Origin of the sequence: Amycolatopsis orientalis DSM 43388, assembly GCF_000411975.1 — a bacterium.
GTDB classification, from domain to species: Bacteria; Actinomycetota; Actinomycetes; order Mycobacteriales; family Pseudonocardiaceae; genus Amycolatopsis; species Amycolatopsis orientalis_D.
Genome location: NZ_ASXG01000079.1, coordinates 140,148 through 156,791, shown reverse-complemented (window position 1 = coordinate 156,791; position 16,644 = coordinate 140,148). Strand labels below are relative to the sequence as shown.

Annotated in this window: 15 protein-coding genes; 11 read left to right on the top strand and 4 right to left on the bottom strand. The window is 70.8% G+C overall.

The window, feature by feature from the left end:
- Positions 1-123: 123 nt before the first annotated feature.
- Positions 124-1,518, bottom strand: coding sequence for an NAD-dependent malic enzyme (locus L942_RS16305; protein ID WP_037360966.1), 1,395 nt, complete (start codon positions 1,516-1,518; stop codon positions 124-126).
- Between the two features lie 46 nt (positions 1,519-1,564).
- Positions 1,565-2,482: an ABC transporter substrate-binding protein gene (locus L942_RS16300; protein ID WP_051166021.1), complete on the bottom strand. Its 918-nt coding sequence runs from the start codon at positions 2,480-2,482 to the stop codon at positions 1,565-1,567.
- A gap of 307 nt (positions 2,483-2,789) precedes the next feature.
- Here L942_RS16300 and L942_RS16295 point away from each other — a divergent pair, with 307 nt between their 5' ends.
- The 8 genes from L942_RS16295 (at position 2,790) to L942_RS16260 (ending at position 10,958) form a co-directional block, all read left to right on the top strand.
- Entirely contained in the window at positions 2,790-4,256 is a 1,467-nt protein-coding gene (locus L942_RS16295) for an MFS transporter (RefSeq protein ID WP_063695783.1), read from the top strand.
- Between the two features lie 49 nt (positions 4,257-4,305).
- A complete protein-coding gene (locus L942_RS16290; RefSeq protein ID WP_051166020.1) occupies positions 4,306-5,217 on the top strand; it encodes an ABC transporter substrate-binding protein in 912 nt (303 codons plus the stop codon).
- A gap of 62 nt (positions 5,218-5,279) precedes the next feature.
- Entirely contained in the window at positions 5,280-6,230 is a 951-nt protein-coding gene (locus tag L942_RS16285) for an ornithine cyclodeaminase family protein (protein WP_051166019.1), read from the top strand.
- Positions 6,231-6,287: 57 nt separating this feature from the next.
- Positions 6,288-6,947, top strand: coding sequence for a GntR family transcriptional regulator (locus L942_RS16280; protein WP_051166018.1), 660 nt, complete (start codon positions 6,288-6,290; stop codon positions 6,945-6,947).
- Between the two features lie 97 nt (positions 6,948-7,044).
- Positions 7,045-7,794, top strand: a complete 750-nt coding sequence (locus L942_RS16275) for an aspartate/glutamate racemase family protein (protein WP_037360963.1) — start codon at positions 7,045-7,047, stop codon at positions 7,792-7,794.
- A 74-nt stretch (positions 7,795-7,868) separates the two neighbouring features.
- Complete coding sequence (locus L942_RS16270) at positions 7,869-8,618, top strand: GntR family transcriptional regulator (protein WP_063695782.1); 750 nt, start codon at positions 7,869-7,871, stop codon at positions 8,616-8,618.
- A gap of 352 nt (positions 8,619-8,970) precedes the next feature.
- Positions 8,971-10,542, top strand: a complete 1,572-nt coding sequence (locus tag L942_RS16265) for a right-handed parallel beta-helix repeat-containing protein (RefSeq protein WP_037360960.1) — start codon at positions 8,971-8,973, stop codon at positions 10,540-10,542.
- Between the two features lie 14 nt (positions 10,543-10,556).
- Positions 10,557-10,958, top strand: coding sequence for a hypothetical protein (locus tag L942_RS16260; protein ID WP_037360956.1), 402 nt, complete (start codon positions 10,557-10,559; stop codon positions 10,956-10,958).
- Between the two features lie 178 nt (positions 10,959-11,136).
- Here the strand turns inward: L942_RS16260 and L942_RS16255 are convergent, their stop codons facing one another.
- The gene (locus tag L942_RS16255) at positions 11,137-11,946 is read right to left on the bottom strand and encodes an MBL fold metallo-hydrolase (RefSeq protein ID WP_037360954.1); all 810 of its coding nucleotides are present in this window, start codon (positions 11,944-11,946) and stop codon (positions 11,137-11,139) included.
- A 113-nt stretch (positions 11,947-12,059) separates the two neighbouring features.
- Positions 12,060-13,028: a PDR/VanB family oxidoreductase gene (locus L942_RS16250; protein WP_081655094.1), complete on the bottom strand. Its 969-nt coding sequence runs from the start codon at positions 13,026-13,028 to the stop codon at positions 12,060-12,062.
- Positions 13,029-13,269: 241 nt separating this feature from the next.
- On the opposite strand from L942_RS16250, the gene L942_RS16245 reads away from it, so the two are divergent.
- From L942_RS16245 to L942_RS16235, 3 genes are read left to right on the top strand one after another with little or no spacing between them, the layout of a single operon-like run.
- Positions 13,270-14,415 carry an ABC transporter ATP-binding protein gene (locus tag L942_RS16245; RefSeq protein WP_051166017.1) on the top strand — a complete coding sequence of 382 codons (1,146 nt, stop codon included), beginning with the start codon at positions 13,270-13,272 and terminating at the stop codon, positions 14,413-14,415.
- Positions 14,412-15,794, top strand: coding sequence for an ABC transporter substrate-binding protein (locus tag L942_RS16240; RefSeq protein WP_037360951.1), 1,383 nt, complete (start codon positions 14,412-14,414; stop codon positions 15,792-15,794). Before L942_RS16245 ends, L942_RS16240 begins: the two co-directional genes overlap by 4 nt.
- Entirely contained in the window at positions 15,791-16,642 is an 852-nt protein-coding gene (locus L942_RS16235; protein ID WP_037360948.1) for a metallophosphoesterase, read from the top strand. The genes L942_RS16240 and L942_RS16235 overlap by 4 nt, the downstream gene beginning before the upstream one ends.
- The last annotated feature ends 2 nt before the right edge of the window (positions 16,643-16,644 follow it).

Genomic DNA, 16,644 nt, shown 5'->3' with positions numbered 1-16,644 from the left:
GGCGGAGGGCCGGCCGCGGAGTCGCCGTTCGGCGGGCGCGCGCGGAGTGCTTCGTCCGGGCGCGGCCCCGGCGACGGGGTTCAGAAGTCGTGCGGTGCGGTCTGGATCTTGGCGGCAGTTTCCTCAGGCGCTCCTTTCTCCGGCGCGGACAACGGATTCGACCGCGTCCGCCACCAGGACGGCGACGCGCGGGTCGAACACGCTGGGGACGATGTAGCTGGCGTTCAGCTCCTCCGGGCCGACGGCGTCGGCGATCGCGTCGGACGCGGCCAGCAGGTGGGCGTCGGTGATCTCGTTCGCGCCGCCGTTGAGCATGCCGCGGAAGAATCCCGGGAACGCCAGGACGTTGTTGATCTGGTTCGGGTAGTCGGACCGGCCGGTCGCGACGACGGCGGCGTGTTCCGCGGCGGCCGCCGGAGCGACTTCCGGGTCGGGGTTGGCCAGCGCGAAAACGATCGCACCGGGCGCCATGGCCGCGATGTCGTCGCCGGTGAGCAGGTCGGGCCCGGACACGCCGATGAATACGTCCGCGCCGCGCAGCGCTTCGGCGAGCGGCCCGGCGAATTGGCCGGGGTTGGTCGTCTCGGCGATCCACGCTCGGTCGGCGTCGCGGTAGGCCCGCCCGGAGTGCAAGGCTCCCTGGCGATCGCACGCGATGATGTCCTGTGCTCCCTGGATCTGCAGCAGCCGGATGATCGCGTGCCCGGCCGCGCCGACCCCGCTCACCACGATGCGGGCGCGCGGCAGGGTCTTGCCCACGACGCGCAACGCGTTCTTGAGCGCGGCCAGCACGACGATCGCGGTGCCGTGCTGGTCGTCGTGGAACACCGGGATGTCGAGCAGTTCGCGCAGCCGGCGTTCGATTTCGAAGCAGCGGGGTGCCGAGATGTCTTCGAGATTGATCCCGCCGTAGGTCGACGAAAGCGCTTGGACGATCTCGACGATCCCGTCGACGTCCTGGCGGTCGATGCAGACCGGCCACGCGTCGACTCCGGCGAACTGCTTGAACAGCGCCGCTTTTCCTTCCATCACCGGCAACGCGGCGGCCGGGCCGATGTTGCCGAGACCGAGCACGGCCGAACCGTCGGTGACGATCGCGACGGTGTTGCGCTTGATCGTGAGCCGCCGCGCGTCGGCGGGATTTTCGGCGATGGCACGGCAGATCCGCGCCACGCCGGGCGTGTACGCACGCGAGAGGTCGTCCCGGTGCTTGAGCGGCACGGTCGGCACCACTTCCAGCTTGCCGCCGAGGTGCACCAGGAAGGTGCGGTCGCTCGCTTTGCGCACCGACGCGCCGGGAATCGCCTCGACCGCGGCGGCGAGCGACGCCGAATGCGCGGCGTCGACCGCGTCGCAGGTCACGTCGACCACCAGGCCCGCCGGCCCGGACTCGACGACGTCCAGTGCGGTCAGGACCGCGCCGGCGGCGATCACCGCCTGGGTCACCTCCCCGGTGAGGGAGGCCGCTTTGACCTCCACCCGGAGGGTGACCGCGTAACCGGGGCTGGGGGCTGGCATGAGGACTCCGTTCCCGGCCTCGGGGGCCGGAGGTGGTCTGGGCGGGTCAGCGGGCGGCGGCGACTCGTTCGACGGCCGCGTCGGCGGGGCACGGGTCGATCAGCTTCTCGTACGGCACGTCGGCGCTGACGAGCCCGTCTTCGACCATGATCCGCAGCCATTCCTCGTACGCCGCGCGGTCGATCCGGATGTCTTCCCACAGGCCCCGCGCGCGCAGGTCGTCGACGATCTCGATCAGGTGCCCGGTGTCGAGCTGCGGCCACTCTCGCGCCAGCAGATCGGCGACGCCCGCGGCCGAATTCTCGCGCAGCCAGTCGTAGGCCCGCTGCAGCGCGACGCAGAACCTCCAGACCACGTCGCTGCTCTCCAGCGTTCCCGGCAGCGTGTAGTAGACGCTGTTCGGCATCCGGCCGCCGTCGACGTCGTGCCGGGCGACGATCGCGGCTTTGCCGGCTCGCTCCAGGACCGCGCCGTTGACCGCGTCGGTCACGAGCGCGTCGCCGTGGCCGCCCAGGAAGAGATCGAGCATCATCGGCCCGCTCAGGTCCCGGACCCAGCGCACCGTCGCCATGTCCACTCCGGACTTGCGCATCAGGCCGGCGGTGTGCACGTAGGGAGCCGTCCCGCCGGCGCCCGGGGCCAGCACGATCTTGTGTTCCAGCGACCGCCAGGTGAACCCCGGGTCCGGTTCGCGCATCACGAGGACCTTGGGGTTGCGCGAGTTGAGCGCGGCGAACGGCACGTAGTGCTGCCCGCGCCCGTAGTACATGGCCGGGACCCAGAGTCCGCCGAGCGCCGCGACGGCAGTGCCGTCGTGGAGGTCCGAGAGCACTTTCGTCCAGTCCGGCGGCGCGCTGCGCCCGAAGTCCAGCCCTTCGTCGGCGAAGTAGCCGTGCTCGCGGGCGATGTACTCCGGCAGGTAGTTGGGCCAGTGGGACGTCGCCGACACGTGCATGCGATCCATCGATCCTCCTCGGCCAGACACGGGCTGCCGCTGACGGCGAGCACCCGAAGGACAGATGACGATTGTATACGAGACTTCGCCGATGCAGAAGCCCTCACCGGCCCGGCCGACCCCCGCCGACGTCTGAGTTAAGCCTGTGTAACACCTCTGATCTTGGCTGATTGCGGCTCGCCCGCCGGTTACGGTGAAACCTCACCTCTTGACCCCTCCCCGCATCTCGTATACAAACTGAGCAGGGGGTTATGAGGCACATCACACCGCTCCGCTGCGCGGCCAGCCGCCCGCAGCCGACCCGAGGAGGACGGTCGTGTCAGGACCAGCTCCCCACCAGCCGGCGCCGCACCGCGCCCGGCACCGCTCCGTCGCCGACGCGCTCGACGCGTTCCCGTTGACCCGGGCCCAGTTCTGGGTCATGGGCCTGGTCATGGCCGGAATGTTCTTCGACACCCTGCAGCAGGACGCCCCCGGCGCCATCGGCCCGATGCTCAAGGAGGCCCTGGGCATCGGGAACGACGAGCTCGTCACCATCAACACGCTCACCGTCGTCGGCGGCATCGTCGGCCGGCTGGTCGGCGGGTACCTCGCCGACCGCAAAGGCAGGCGGTTCTCGCTCAGCTTCAACCTGCTCGTCTACACGATCGGCGGCCTGCTCAGCGCCTTCGCGCCGAACTACCCGATCATGCTGATCAGCCGGTTCATCGTCGGCATCGGGCTCGGCGGCGAGTTCACCATCGGGCTGACCCTGGTCTCGGAGATCGTCGCCACGAAACGCCGGGGCACCGCGGTCGGCTCGATGGGATTCGCCTCCGGCGGCATCGGCAACTTCGCCGCCTACGGCCTGTTCGTGGTCGTCCTCGGACCGCTCAACAACGTCCTCGGCGGCAACCTGCTGTCCTGGCGCTGGCTGCTCGGCTTCCTCGCGATCCCGGCCCTGCTGGTCGTGGTGTACCGGCGCTATCTGCCCGAATCGCCGCGGTTCCTCGTCGACTCGGGACGGATCCACGAAGCCAACCGCGCGCTGACGATCCTCGCCTCGGACAACATCCGGAAACGGCCCAGCGACGCCGAGGTCGTTCCGTTCCTCGACACGAGTTCCTCGGCCGAGGTCCAACCGCACGTTTCGCCGACCGAGATCTTCAAGCGCCCGCTGCTCAAGCGGACCGTCGCGATCAGCGTCGCGTCGTGGATGGCGTTCGGCGCGCAGGTCACCCTGCTGGTGCTGCTCCCGACCCTGCTGGTCTCCAAAGGCTATTCGGTGTCCAGCAGCCTGGTCTTCACCCTGATCATGTACGCGGGCAGCATGTTCGGCGCGCTCGCCGCCGCGCTCGTCGCGGCGAAACTGCCGCGGCGCACGACAGTGCTGATCGCCGGCGTGCTCGGCTGCCTCTCCGCGATCGCGTTCGCCGAACTGGCGAACGGCCCGGCCGCGATCCTGATCTACGGGTCGGTCTTCCAGTTCTTCTCGCTGTTCCTCAACTCCACGCTCGCCCTCTGGTCGCCGGAGCTGTACCCGACGCGGGTCCGCGCGCTCGGCTGCTCGACGGTGAACGGAGTCGGCAACATCGCCGGTGCGCTCATGCCGTTCGCGGCAGTGTTCGCCTTCGACCACGCCGGCGTGGCGGGCGTGTTCCTGATGATCGCCGCGATGTACACGATCCTGGCCGTTTCCGCCCGCTTCGCTCCCGAAACGCTCGGACGGTCGCTCGAGGACATCAACGAGCAACAGGAGACCGCGCCCGCGGCCGCCCCGGCGCCCGAGGCGAACACCGCCTGACCGAGCGCCGCTCCAGATTCCGCCCCCTGACAAGGAAAGGCCCCGCCTGATGGAAACCCTGGCGATCAGCGCGACCGCGCACGGCGTCAACTACCTGCCGGAATACCTCGCCCGCGAGCACGGCATCTTCGCCCGCAACGGCCTGGACGTGCCCTACCGTCCGCGCAACCCGTGGGACGGCGTCATGCACGATCTCGCCGACGGTTCGGCCGACCTCGCGCTGGGCGGGCTGTGGGTCCCGGCGATGTATGCCGGCAACGGACGCGATTTCGTCGCGGTCGCCCAGCTGAACGACCGGTTCCCGATGGCGATCGTGACCCGCGAACCGGTCGAGGGCTTCACGCTGGCCTGGCTGCTGGGCAAAACCGTCCTCGCCCCCGGGCAGGGCGGCGGCGCGCCCGGCGAGTTCACCCGCGGCCTGATGCGCGAAGCCGGGCTGGCGCCGTACGACGCCCGGTTCGTCCACGACCTGTCGATGCAGATGTTCCGCGAACTGTTCGTCGCGGGCCTCGGCGACGCGTTCGTCACCGACCTCGGCACCGCGACCGAACTGGAACGCGCCGGGACCGGGCACATCGTGTTCCGGCACGCGGAGTCCGGCGGACGGATGCCCAACAGCGTCTACTACGCCCTGCGGGAACGGCTCGACGAACTGCAGCCCCGGCTGGTGCCGTTCGTGCGGTCGATCGACGAGGCGATGCGGCAGCTGCGCACCGGCGCCGCGGGCGATCTCACGCCGCTGTTCGAAAAGGAGTGGCCGGAGGCCGATCCGGGCGTGCTGTCCGAAGTCGCGGCGCAGATCGCCGCGAACGGCACCTGGGCGGGCGTGCGGCTCGACCCCGGGCCGGTCGAGCGGTGGACCTCGATCCTGCACACGGCCGGCCTGACCGTGTCCCCGGTGAAGTTCGAGTCCATTGTGGACACAAGGGCGCTGGACGCCGCCGGGGAAACGCAGGCCTGAGACCGCCGGCGGCGGCGCCTCCCCCGCCGCCGCCGGCATCCGCTTCGTCAAAGGAGACGTCCGTGACGTTCACGTTCGACGCGACCACCGTCCGGGACTCGCTCGACCTCGGCAAGCTCATCGAAGTCGTGGAGCAGCTGCACCTCGAGCTCGCCGCGGGCCGGGCCGTCCAGCCGCCCCGCCATCCGCTCGCCGTCCCCGACAGCCAGGCGGTGATCGTCCCGATGCTCGCCGCGTCGACGGTCAGCGACCTCGTGTGCTTCAAGCTCCTGATCGACAACCCGGACAACGACCAGGGCAGGCAGCGCTCGACCATCGTCGCGATGAGGATCGACACCGGGGAATGCGTCGCGACCGTGCAGGGTGCTGTGGTGACCCAGTTGCGCACCGCCGCGGCCTCGGCGGTCGCGACCCGCGCGCTGTCCCGGCCCGACTCGCGCGTGCTCGGCCTGATCGGAGCCGGTGCGCAGGCGCGCAGCCACCTGCGCGCGATCGCCGCGGTGCGCGACCTGCACGAGGTGATCGTCTGGAACCGGACGCCGGAGAACGCCGAGCGGGTCGTCGAGGAAGCCGCCGCGCTCGGCCTGCCTTGCGCCGTCGCGCCGGACGCCCGCGCGCTCGTCGAAGCGAGCGACATCGTCTGCACGCTGACTCCCGCCCGCGAGCCGATCGTGCGAGGCGAGTGGCTCCAGCCCGGTCAGCACCTGAACGTCGTCGGCTCCCCGCCCCGGCCCGACCACCGCGAAATCGACTCGGAGGTGCTGCGGCGCGCCACGATCGTGGTCGACGCGCGCGACGTCGCCCTCGCCGAATCCGGGGCCGTCGTCACGGCCATCGCGGAACAGGCGATCTCGTCCGGCGACATCCGGCTGGAACTCGGGCAGATCCTGCTCGAGCGCCCCTACGAGCGAGCGCCCGGCGAGATCACCGTGTTCACCTCGGTCGGCCTGCCGATCCAGGATCTCGCCGCGGTGACCGCGCTGCTCTCGGCGACCGAAAGCCCCGCGCCGTGACCGCGCCCGGCCCGCCGGTTGAGCGGGTTCCCGCCTCCGCACGCGTATTCTCACCGCATGGCCGGCCCCCGAAAGATCCGCAGTCCGCACCGCGACGTGATCGCGAACGAGCTGCGGCAGGCGATCATCTCCGGGCGCTACCAGGTCGGCGAACGGCTTCCCGAGGAAGCGCTGGCCGAGGAGCACGGGGTGTCCCGGGTGCCGGTCCGGGAAGCGTTGCGGCGGCTGGAGACCGAAGGCTTCGTCACGCTGACCCCCTACCGCGGCGCCACGGTGTCGGCCGGGTCGTTCCGCGACAGCTTCGAGCTCATGCAGGTGCGCCGCGGCCTGGAAGTCATGGCGGCCCGGCTGGCCGCGGAGCGGCGCGGCGGCGAGGACGCCGACCAGCTGGCGGCAGTGGTGGCGCGTGGCCGCGAAGCCGCCCACGCCCATCAGGTGACCGCGCTGCCGCCGCTGATCATGCAGTTCCACGAGCTGGTCGCGCGCGCTTCGGGGAACCAGCAGCTGCAGCTCGCGATCGACCGCGTCCTTCAGCGGGTGTCCTGGGGGTTCGAGCTCGACCTGGAAGAGCGGATCGACTCCGCCTGGACCGACCACGCGGCGATCGCGGCCGCGATCCTCAACGGCTCGCCGATCCAGGCCGGCTACCTCATGGACGAGCACATCGCCAAGGACGAGCAGATCTACCGGGTGCGGCTCGACCACTCCGGCGAATAGGCCCTTCCCGGGATCTCCGTCCGCCCCTCCCGCCGGGCGCGCCCGCCTGCGCCCGCCCGGCTCGTTCCGTTCTGTCCCAGCAAAGGAGATCGCGGGCATGACCCCTCCCCGGCTGCTTGTCGTCAACTGCAACATCAGCGAATCGATCACGTCGGTCATCGACGCCGCGGCCCGCGCCGCCGCCGGCCCGGACGCCGAGGTGGCGACCATCGCGCCGTCCTGGGGCGTCGCGTCGGCCGAGGGCTATCTCGACGGGCAGCTCGCCTCGGTCGCCATGCTCGACGCCGTCCGCCGCTACGACCGGCCCTACGACGCGGTCGTGCTCGCCGGGTTCGGCGAACCGGGCCGCGAAGCGTTCCGGGAACTGCTCGAGGTCCCGGTCGTGGACATCACCGACGCCGCCGTGCACGTCGCCCTCATGCTCGCCCCGCGATTCGGCGTGGTGACCAGCCTCCCCCGGGCGATCGTGCAGATCCAGGACAGCCTGCACTCCGCCGGGGTGGCGGCGAACTGCGTCGGTGTCCGGGCCGCCGACCTCCCGGTGCTCAAGGTCGGCACGCTGGAGATCGGCCCGGAAAGCCCGCTGGTCGTCCAGTCGCGGACGCTGCTGGAGCAAGGCGCCGAAGCCCTGGTCCTCGGCTGCGCGGGACTCGCCGGCCTGGACAAGGAGGTCTCGGCCCATCTCGGAGTCCCGGTGATCGACCCGGTCGCCGCCGGGGTCGCCATGGCCGAAGCGCTGGTCCGGCTCGGTCACCGCACCAGCAAACTCCGCACCTACGCCGCACCCCGCGCCAAAGCCCGCCCCGGCTGGGACGCCGGATCGGAGCGAGTGCTGGCCGGCCTCTGACCGCGGCCCCGGGCGCGGTTCCTCCGGGCCGCGCCCGGGTATCGGCTTGCCCCGGCCGGAAAGGAGACGCACCCGTGCCCCTCGACAGCGCACTCCCGTGCCCGGAAAACGGGCGCGCTCCCCTGCGCGACCAAGTCCGCGACGCGATCCGCAGCCGGATCACCCAAGGGAAAGCCGCCCCGGGCATCCGGCTCGTCGAGCGGGAACTGGCCGCCGAACTCGGCGTCTCGCGGATCCCGGTGCGGGAGGCTCTCCGAATGCTGGAGACCGAAGGCTTCGTGCAAGTGAACCCTCGTCGCGGAGCGGTCGTCCGCGTGCTGTCCCGGCAAGAAGTCGAGGAGCTCTTCGATGTCCGCCGATCCCTCGAAGTCCTCGCCTGCCGCCGCGCCGCCGAACGAGCCACCGCCGCGGAAATCGCCGCGCTCGGGACCATCATCGAAGCAGGAGAGCAAGCAGTCGCACGGGCCGACCGGACCGGCGTCCGCACGTCCAACGGAAAGTTCCACGACGCGCTGATCCTCATGGCGCACAACGAACTGCTCGCTGCCCTGCTCTCTCCGCTGCAGGACCGGCTGCACTGGCTGTTCGCCCAGAACGAGAACCTCGCCGAACTCGTCGACCAGCACCGCGACCTGTTCGCCGCAATCGCCGCCCGCGACGCCGACCGGGCCGAAGCGCTCGCGCTCGCACACGTCGAGGTCAACCGGGCTATCGCTGTCCGCCTCCTGTTCGGCCGGACGCCTCGCCTCGCTGCCCGATCTCGGAACGGCAGCGCTCCGGCCCGTGGTGCGGGCGAGGCCGCCGGGGATGCGCGAACTGGTTGACGCAGTTCGGGAAGACCGGCCTGCCAGTGGCGCGGGGGCCAGTGTGGACAGTGGCCGAAGGATTCGCGGTCCGTGACGGACGTGCCCGGCCGACACGAAGAAGTGCGTGCGCATCAGCTTCCCTCGATGGCCAACCCGGCACACCGTGAACAGGTGCTGATTCCGCTCCGCCGAACGGCGCACTCTGGCTGATTCCCGGTGCGATCGCGCGCTCACCGCTATGCTCGCAGCCGCGGGAGGGGACGGGATGGCGGTCAGGGTCCGGGTTTCGCCCGGCAAGCGCAGAGCTCACCAGAGCATCGGGTCGGCACTGCGGAGTGTCGCCGGGCGGCGAGGGTCCTGCGTTGTCGAGGTGGATCCCGGGCGTTATCCGGAAAGCCTGTTCGTGCAGGGTGACGTGCGGATCGCCGCACGGCGGCCGGGAACGGTGGAAATCTGCCCGCCGACCGGTGCGGGCGTCGTGGCCTCGGGCGTCGTCCGGCTGGAGGGCCTCGTGCTCCGGGCACAGGACAACGACGTGGTCCGCTGCGCTGCCGGCACCCTCGCGGTCAGCGCGTGCACCCTCGTCGCACATGGGGACACCGCCGCGTTGCACGGGCCGCCCGGCAGCTCCGTCGCGGTGACGGACACCGAGCTGCAGTACGGCCGCGCGGTCTTCACCAATTCGCGCGCCCTGATCGAACGATGCGTGTTCACCGACTCCGCGAACAATGGGCTCTGGGCCGCCGCCGGCGCCGACGTCATCATCCGCCGCAGCCGATTCGACCGGTGCCGGATCCACGGCCTGGTCTCCCGGGGCTCCCGCGTCTCCGTTACCGGCTGTCAGTTCACCGGCACCGGCAACGCCGCGGTCGTCGCGGACCAAAACGGGCACCTCGACGTCGCCGACTGCCGCATCGAGGCCGCACAGACCACCGGCATCCACTACAGCCAGCGGGCCCGCGGCACGATCACCGGCACGCACGTCGAACCGACCGACACCGGGCTGCTGGTCACCGACGGCGCCGACCCGCTCGTGCGCGAATGCACCTTCGAACAACCCCGGGTGGCCGGCATCGAGGTGAACACCCACGGCACCGGGCGGTTCGAGAACGTCACCGTCCGGCAAGCGCGTAAGTTCGGCATGTTCGTGGCCACGCAGGGCGCGCCGGTCCTGGCCGGCTGCCGCTTCACTGGCGGCAAGGTCGGGATCTATGTCGAGAACGCACGTCTGGTCGCCGCCGCCACCGTCGTCGAGGGGCTGGACAACGCCGCCGTGCGGTTCGCGGGCCAGGGGAATTCCGAGCTGACCCGGCTGCACGTCGCGGGCTCCCCCGTTGCGGTCGAAGCCAAGGGGACGACCGACGTTCACGTCACCGAAGCGCACGTGCGCGACGTCGGCCTCGTCGGATTGGTCGGGCACGAGAATTCGTCGATCCGCGCCGCGAACTGCCGAGTGTCCGGCGGCAAAATCGCGTTCAGCGCGAACAACAGCGCCCATGTCGACCTGCACGATTGCCAGGTCAGCGGCGTCGAGCTCAGTGGCGCGGGCGTGTTGGGCACAGCGACGCTGACCGCCCGGCGGCTCACTGTTTCCGGACCGGCGTCCATGGGCGTCTTCGTCGCGGAGAAGGCCAACCTGAATCTCGCCGACAGCCTCTTCACCGGCACGACGACCGCAGGCCTGAATTTGCACGGCGCGTCGGCGCTCGTGCGCAACGTCGACGTGACCGGGTCCGAGGGCTTCGCCGTTCACCACAACGGCAGCGCCGTGCTGGAAGAGGTCCGCTCGCCGCTGCGGGTGATCGAGGTCGAGCCGAAGCCCGAACCGCCGCCGGTCGTGCACAATTACCACGGCCCGGTCATCCACGGAGACGTCGTCCAGTCCGTGCTCACCTGGGGCAACACCATCGTCCAGCAGACAACACCCGACCGCCGCAGCTGACCGGGAGGAAACCCGTGCCCACCGAAGAACACCATCACCACGGCCCGGTGATCCACGGCAGCGTGCACAATTCGCAGCTGGCGTGGAACAACCGGACCGTCGAGCAGAACCTCGCGCACACCGAGCAAGTGGCTCCCGGGTTCGAAACCGTCGCCGAGGTCGTCGCCGAGGTCAAGCGGCAGCTCAGCGGCCTCGGGCTGCCCGAATCAGACGCCCGCGAAGCCCGCGAGACCGCCGACACCGTGCTCGCCGAGGTGGTCAAGCCGAAACCGGATCGAGGGATCGTCCGCACCGGCCTGGACGCGCTGAAAAACCTGCTGACCCAGCTCGGGGCGGGCCTGCTCACCGGAGCACACGACGGTGCCGTCGCAACCGCCAAGAAACTGGTGCACGCGCTCAGCCAGCTGCCTTTCTGAGGTTCGCCTGCTTTTGGCCGGCAATGGACGGTCCCCGGTCGGCACCGGACACAATCCCGACCGGGGCTGTCCGACGTGCAAGTCGGCACGTGACATCGGAAAGGACTGAGCGCGAAAGCCCAGTCGGCTCCGGGTCAGCAGCGCTCCGCCGCCGAGCGCTGTGCGCCGGCACCCCGGCTCACCCAGGCACCCGAATGCGTTCCCCGGCGCGAACCAACCGGATCGGGCCGTCGAATGTCGTGGCGGCGTCGTCGGACAGGTGTTGAAGCCAGGTTGGTTCGATGGACGCGAAGTGGGTCAAGGCGAGTGCCCGCGCTCCGGCTTCGGCGGCTATTCGACCGGCATCGCCGCCGCTCAGATGACCGTGTGCGGTGCGGTCCGGGGCACTCAGGGTCGCTTCGGCGAGCAGGAGATCCGCGTCGGCGGCGAGTTTGACCGCGGAGTCGGCGAAGCCGGTGTCGCCGGTATAGGCGAGAACCGCCGTGGCGGTCTCCACCCGGACCCCGCAGTTCGGCGCGACGTGGCGGAGTTCGTGCAAGCCGACCGTCGTGTCGCCGACCTCGAACCGGTCGCCGGGCGTGTACTCGTGCACGGCGAAGGCCCGCTCGAATGCTTGGTCCAGCAGAGGTGCGGTGACGACCGGGAAAAGAGCCGCCCATCGGGTGAACAGCGAGCGGGCGCCAGCGGGCACGTACAGCGGCACGGGACGCGGCGAGGCACGGCGGGCGGGCGGGCCGCCGGGGAATTCCAGGGTCGCGGAGAGCAGCGACTTGCCGATGGGGAGCAGGTCGTAGCAGTGGTCGGCGTGCAGATGGCTGATCACGACACCGTCCAGCTCGGCCGGATCGGCCACCGCGCTGAGCGCGGCGGCGATGCCGGGCCCGCAGTCCAGCAGGAGCTTCGCGGAGGCGGTTTCGACGAGGTAGCCCGAACTGGCTTGGCCGTCGGCGGGCATTCCGGACCGGCAGCCGAGGACGGTGAGTTGCATGGACGCGTTCCGATCGTCTGGAGAAGGGTTTCCGCGAAGCCTGACTCGCGCGAACCGCCCTCGCCGGGCCGGGAGGGAAAGTCCTAACAACCGATTCGCGCTGCTTATCGCGCTCACACGTCGAGCACGAGCCGGTCCGACCGCGCCCGCGAGACGCAGATCATCATCGTCTTGCCGGACGCGCGTTCTTCCTCCGACAGCACCGAATCGCGATGGTCGACCACGCCGTCCAGCACCGGCGTCTCGCACGTGCCGCACGTGCCTTCCCGGCAGGACGACGGCACTCCCACCCCGGCGAGGTCGAGCGCGTCCAGGACCGACTCGGTCGCCGCCACCCGCACGGTCTGGTCGGACAGCGACGCGAACACCTCGAACTCCTCCGCCGGGCCCGAGGTCTCCCGCGGCCGGAAGCGCTCGGTCCGCAGCCGGTCGGCGGGGCACAGCCGCTCGACGGCGGCGAGCAACGGCTCCGGACCGCAGCAGTAGACCACGTCGCCCGAAGCCACGATGTCCGCCAGCGGCAGCAAGCCCTGCTCGTCCTCAGGCACCACGCGCACGCGGTCGCCGAAACCGGCCAGGTCGCGGAGGAACGCCATCCGCTCGCGGCGCCGCCCGCCGTAGTGCAGTGTCCACTTCGCACCCGCCGCCTCGGCCGCGCGCACCATCGGCAGCAGCGGCGTGATCCCGATTCCGCCTGCCACAAAGGAATACGCCGGAGCTGGAACGAGCTCGAAGTTGTTGCGCGGCTCGCTCACCCGCAGTTCCGCGCCGACCGCCACCTCGTCGTGCAGGTACCGGGAGCCGCCGCGGCCCGGGTCCTCGCGCAGCACCGCGATGCGCCAGCTGCCGGAATCCGCCGGGTCGCCGCACAGCGAGTACTGCCGAAGCACTCCCGGCCGCACCTCGACGTCCACGTGCGCACCCGGCGTCCACGTCGGCAACCCGTCGCCGCACAGCGTGAACGACACCACGTCTTCGGCTTCCCTGGTCTTCGCCGTCACTCGTACCCGCAGCACGCGTCCTCCTCCGCCGTCCGATGCGTCCAGGGTGGCCGCGTACGCGCGGGAAAGATCGACGTTCATCGATTTCGATTCGGCCGATTGGAAATTGCAATAGACTCGCCGAGGGCATCTCGAGAACAACCATAACCGATGACTATCAGCCGATTGAAAACGGTGATGGCCGCCCCGGGAAACACCGGAAAATACCGGGTTTTCGCAGCTCAGAGCGATCGAGACCGTCCCCTCGCCCGCCGTTCACCCCCTATACATTCCGCCCTGCTGGAATTCGCCGGCATCGGGACGGACAACGAAAGGAAATGCGGTGGGCGACATTCGGATCCGCGGGGCGACCAAGCGTTTCGGCGCGGTGACAGCGGTCGACGGGGTCAGCCTCGACGTCGCCGACGGAGAGTTCCTCGTGCTGCTCGGCCCGAGCGGCTGCGGCAAGTCCACGCTGCTGCGGGCGATCGCCGGCCTGACGCCGCTGACCGCCGGCGCGCTCGAACTCGACGGCCGCGACATCACGCACACCCCGCCGCGCGAACGCGATCTCGCGATGGTGTTCCAAAGCTACGCGCTCTACCCGCACCTGTCCGTCGAACGCAACATCGGCTTCCCGCTGCGCGCTCGGCGCCAGGCCCGCCACGACATCCGGCGGAAGGTCGCCGAAGTCGCCGGCACGCTGGAGCTTTCCGAACTGCTCCAGCGCCGTCCGCGCGAGCTTTCCGGCGGGCAGCGCCAGCGCGTCGCCCTCGGCCGGGCGCTCGTGCGCGACCCCGGCGCGTTCCTGCTCGACGAGCCGCTGTCCAATTTGGACGCGAAACTGCGGGCGTCCACCAGGTACGAACTCGTGGAACTGCACCGCCGTCTGCGCGCCACGTTCGTCTACGTCACCCACGACCAGGTCGAGGCGATGACGATGGCCACCCGCATCGCGATCCTCAACCAGGGCAGGCTCGAGCAGGTCGGGACGCCCGAGGAGGTCTACGACGAGCCGGCCTCGGAGTTCGTCGCCGGATTCCTCGGCTCGCCCCCGATGAACCTGTTCCCCGCCACCATCGTCAGCCGCGCCAGCCGCACCGGCGAACTCGTCGCGGTCGCGCCGGGCCTGGAAGTTCCGCTGGGCCAGCGCGGAGAAGTGCCGGACACCGACGTCGTGCTCGGCATCCGTCCGGAGCACCTTCGCCCGGACCGCGCGCGCCCGGCGATGACCGGAACCGTGCGGCTGCTGGAAAACCTGGGCGGCGAGGAGATCGCGCACTGCTCGGTCGGCGAGATCCGCTTGTGCGTGCGCGGCCCGCGCCCGCTCGGACTCGCCGCCGGCGACGAGACCGGCCTGGCGGTCGAGCCCGGCCGCGTCCACGTGTTCCATCCCGAGACCGGGCGCCGCCTGCGCTGGCAGGACGACGGCGCCGAAACCGTTCCGCCCTCCCCCACCGAGCACACCGAACAAGGAGTACCCGCATGAGCATCCCCCGTTCCCGCGCCGGCGGCGCGCTCTTCCTCGCGGCGGTGCTGGCCGGCGTGTCGGCCTGCGGCGTCGGCACTCCGTCGACCACGGCTCCGGCAGCGGCCGCCCAGGCCCCGGAGCTCGCGCCCGGCCAGCAGGTGTCGATCGTCTTCGAGAGCTACAACTTCGGCCTCGCCGGCACCTGGACGAGCACGTTCAACGAGCTGATCGGCGCGTTCGAGAAGAAGCACCCGAACATCAAGGTCACGCCGCAGAAACCCAACGGCAGCGACCCGAACCCGGCGCACAACTCGACCGCCAGCGTGCAGACGGAGATCGCCGCGGGCAACCCGCCCGACGTGGCCCAGCTCGGCTTCGACACCCTCGCCTTCGCCGCCGGGCAGCTCGGCGCCAAGCCGCTGAGCGACCTCTACGGCCAGCAGGAGGTCGACAACGAATTCGGCGGCCAGTTCCCCTACGCCGCGCCGATCCGCACCATCGGCAACGTCGACGGCAAGACCTACGGCGTGCCGTTCGTGCTCTCGACCCCCGTCCTCTACTACAACGCCACGCTCTTCAAGCAGGCCGGGCTGAACCCGGACACGCCGCCCAAGACGTGGGCCGAGGTCGCGCAGGCGGGCCAGAAGATCAAGCAGGCCACCGGCAAGGACGGCGCGTACGCCGACTGCCTGGTGCGGTCGGCGAGCGACTGGTGTTTCCAGAGCCTCGTGCGCTCGGCCGGCGGCCGCGTGCTGTCGGAGGACCGCAAGCAGCTGACCTTCGACCAGCCGCCGGTCGTGCAGGCGGTGCAGCAGATGAAGGACATGGTGTCCTCGGGCGCGATGCCGAAGCTCAGCCAGGTGCAGGCCACCGCCGCGTTCCCGCGCGGCGACCTCGGCATGATGCTGGAGAGCAGCGCCGCGCAGGGCGGGTACCTCAAGGGCGCGCAAGGGGCCGGCTGGGAACTGCGCGCCGCGCCGATGCCGAGCTTCGGCGACAAGCCGACGGTGCCGACCAACTCCGGGGCGGCTCTGTACGTGTTCTCGAAGGACCCGGCCAAGCAGCGCGCCGCGTGGGAGCTCATCAAGTTCCTCACCAGCCCGCAGGCCTACGACATCATCACCAGCAAGATCGGCTACCTGCCGCTGCGGCTCGGCCTGCTCGACGACCCGGCCCACCTCAAGCCGTGGGCGGACAAGAACCCGATGATCAAGCCGAACGTGGCGCAGCTGCAGCGCGTCGAACCCTGGGTCGCCTTCCCCGGAGCCAGCTTCCAGCAGATCCGCGACACCATGATGGACGCGGTGGAGAAGTCCGTTTTCCAGGGCGGCGACCCGCAGTCCTCGCTCGCCGCGGCGCAAAAGCAGGCGACCCCGCTGCTGGGCGGCGGCAAGTGACGCCCGAGCCCGAGCTCACCCTGATCCAGCTCAGCGACCCGCACCTGTGCGGGCAAGGGGAGCTCGTGCACGGGGTCGTCGACACCCACGCCGCGCTCGAATCCGCCCTCGCGACGGTGCGGGCGTCCGGCACGCGGGTGCATGGGTTGCTGCTGACCGGAGACCTCGCGAATTCGGGCAAGCCCGAGGCCTACCGGCGGCTCGCCGCCGCGGTGGCTCCCGCGGCGACCGGGCTCGGCGCCCAGGTGGTCTACGCGATGGGCAATCACGACGACCGCGCCGCCTTCCGCCGCGAACTGCTGGACTCCCCCGGCGACGCGCCGGTGGACGCCGTGCACTGGATCCAGGGCGCGCGGATCGTCGTGCTGGACAGCAGCACGCCGGGCCGGCCGGACGGGCGGCTCGAACCCGGGCAGCTGGACTGGCTGCGCGCCGAGCTGGCTCAGCCGGCACCGCGCGGCACGCTGCTGGTGGTGCATCATCCGCCGCTGCCCTCGCCGGTGGCGTCCGCGCACCTGCTGCGGCTGTATGGCGCCGACGCCCTCGCCGAGGTCCTGAAGGGGACGGACGTGCGGCTGATCGTCTCGGGGCACGCCCACCACACCGGATGCGGGTCGCTCGCCGGCATCCCGGTGTGGGTCGGGCCGGCGCTCGCCTACCGGTCGGACGCACTCGCCCCGCCGGGTCGGCTGCGCGGGCTGGCCGGTGCCGGGATCAGCCGGATCGACCTGATCGACGGCCGGTTCGTCGCGACCGCGGTCGAGATCGGCGACCCGGCGGTGGTTTACGACCAGGACAAGGAGCAGCAGGTGCGCTACGCCGTCGCGAAGTTCTTCGGGAACGGGTGAGC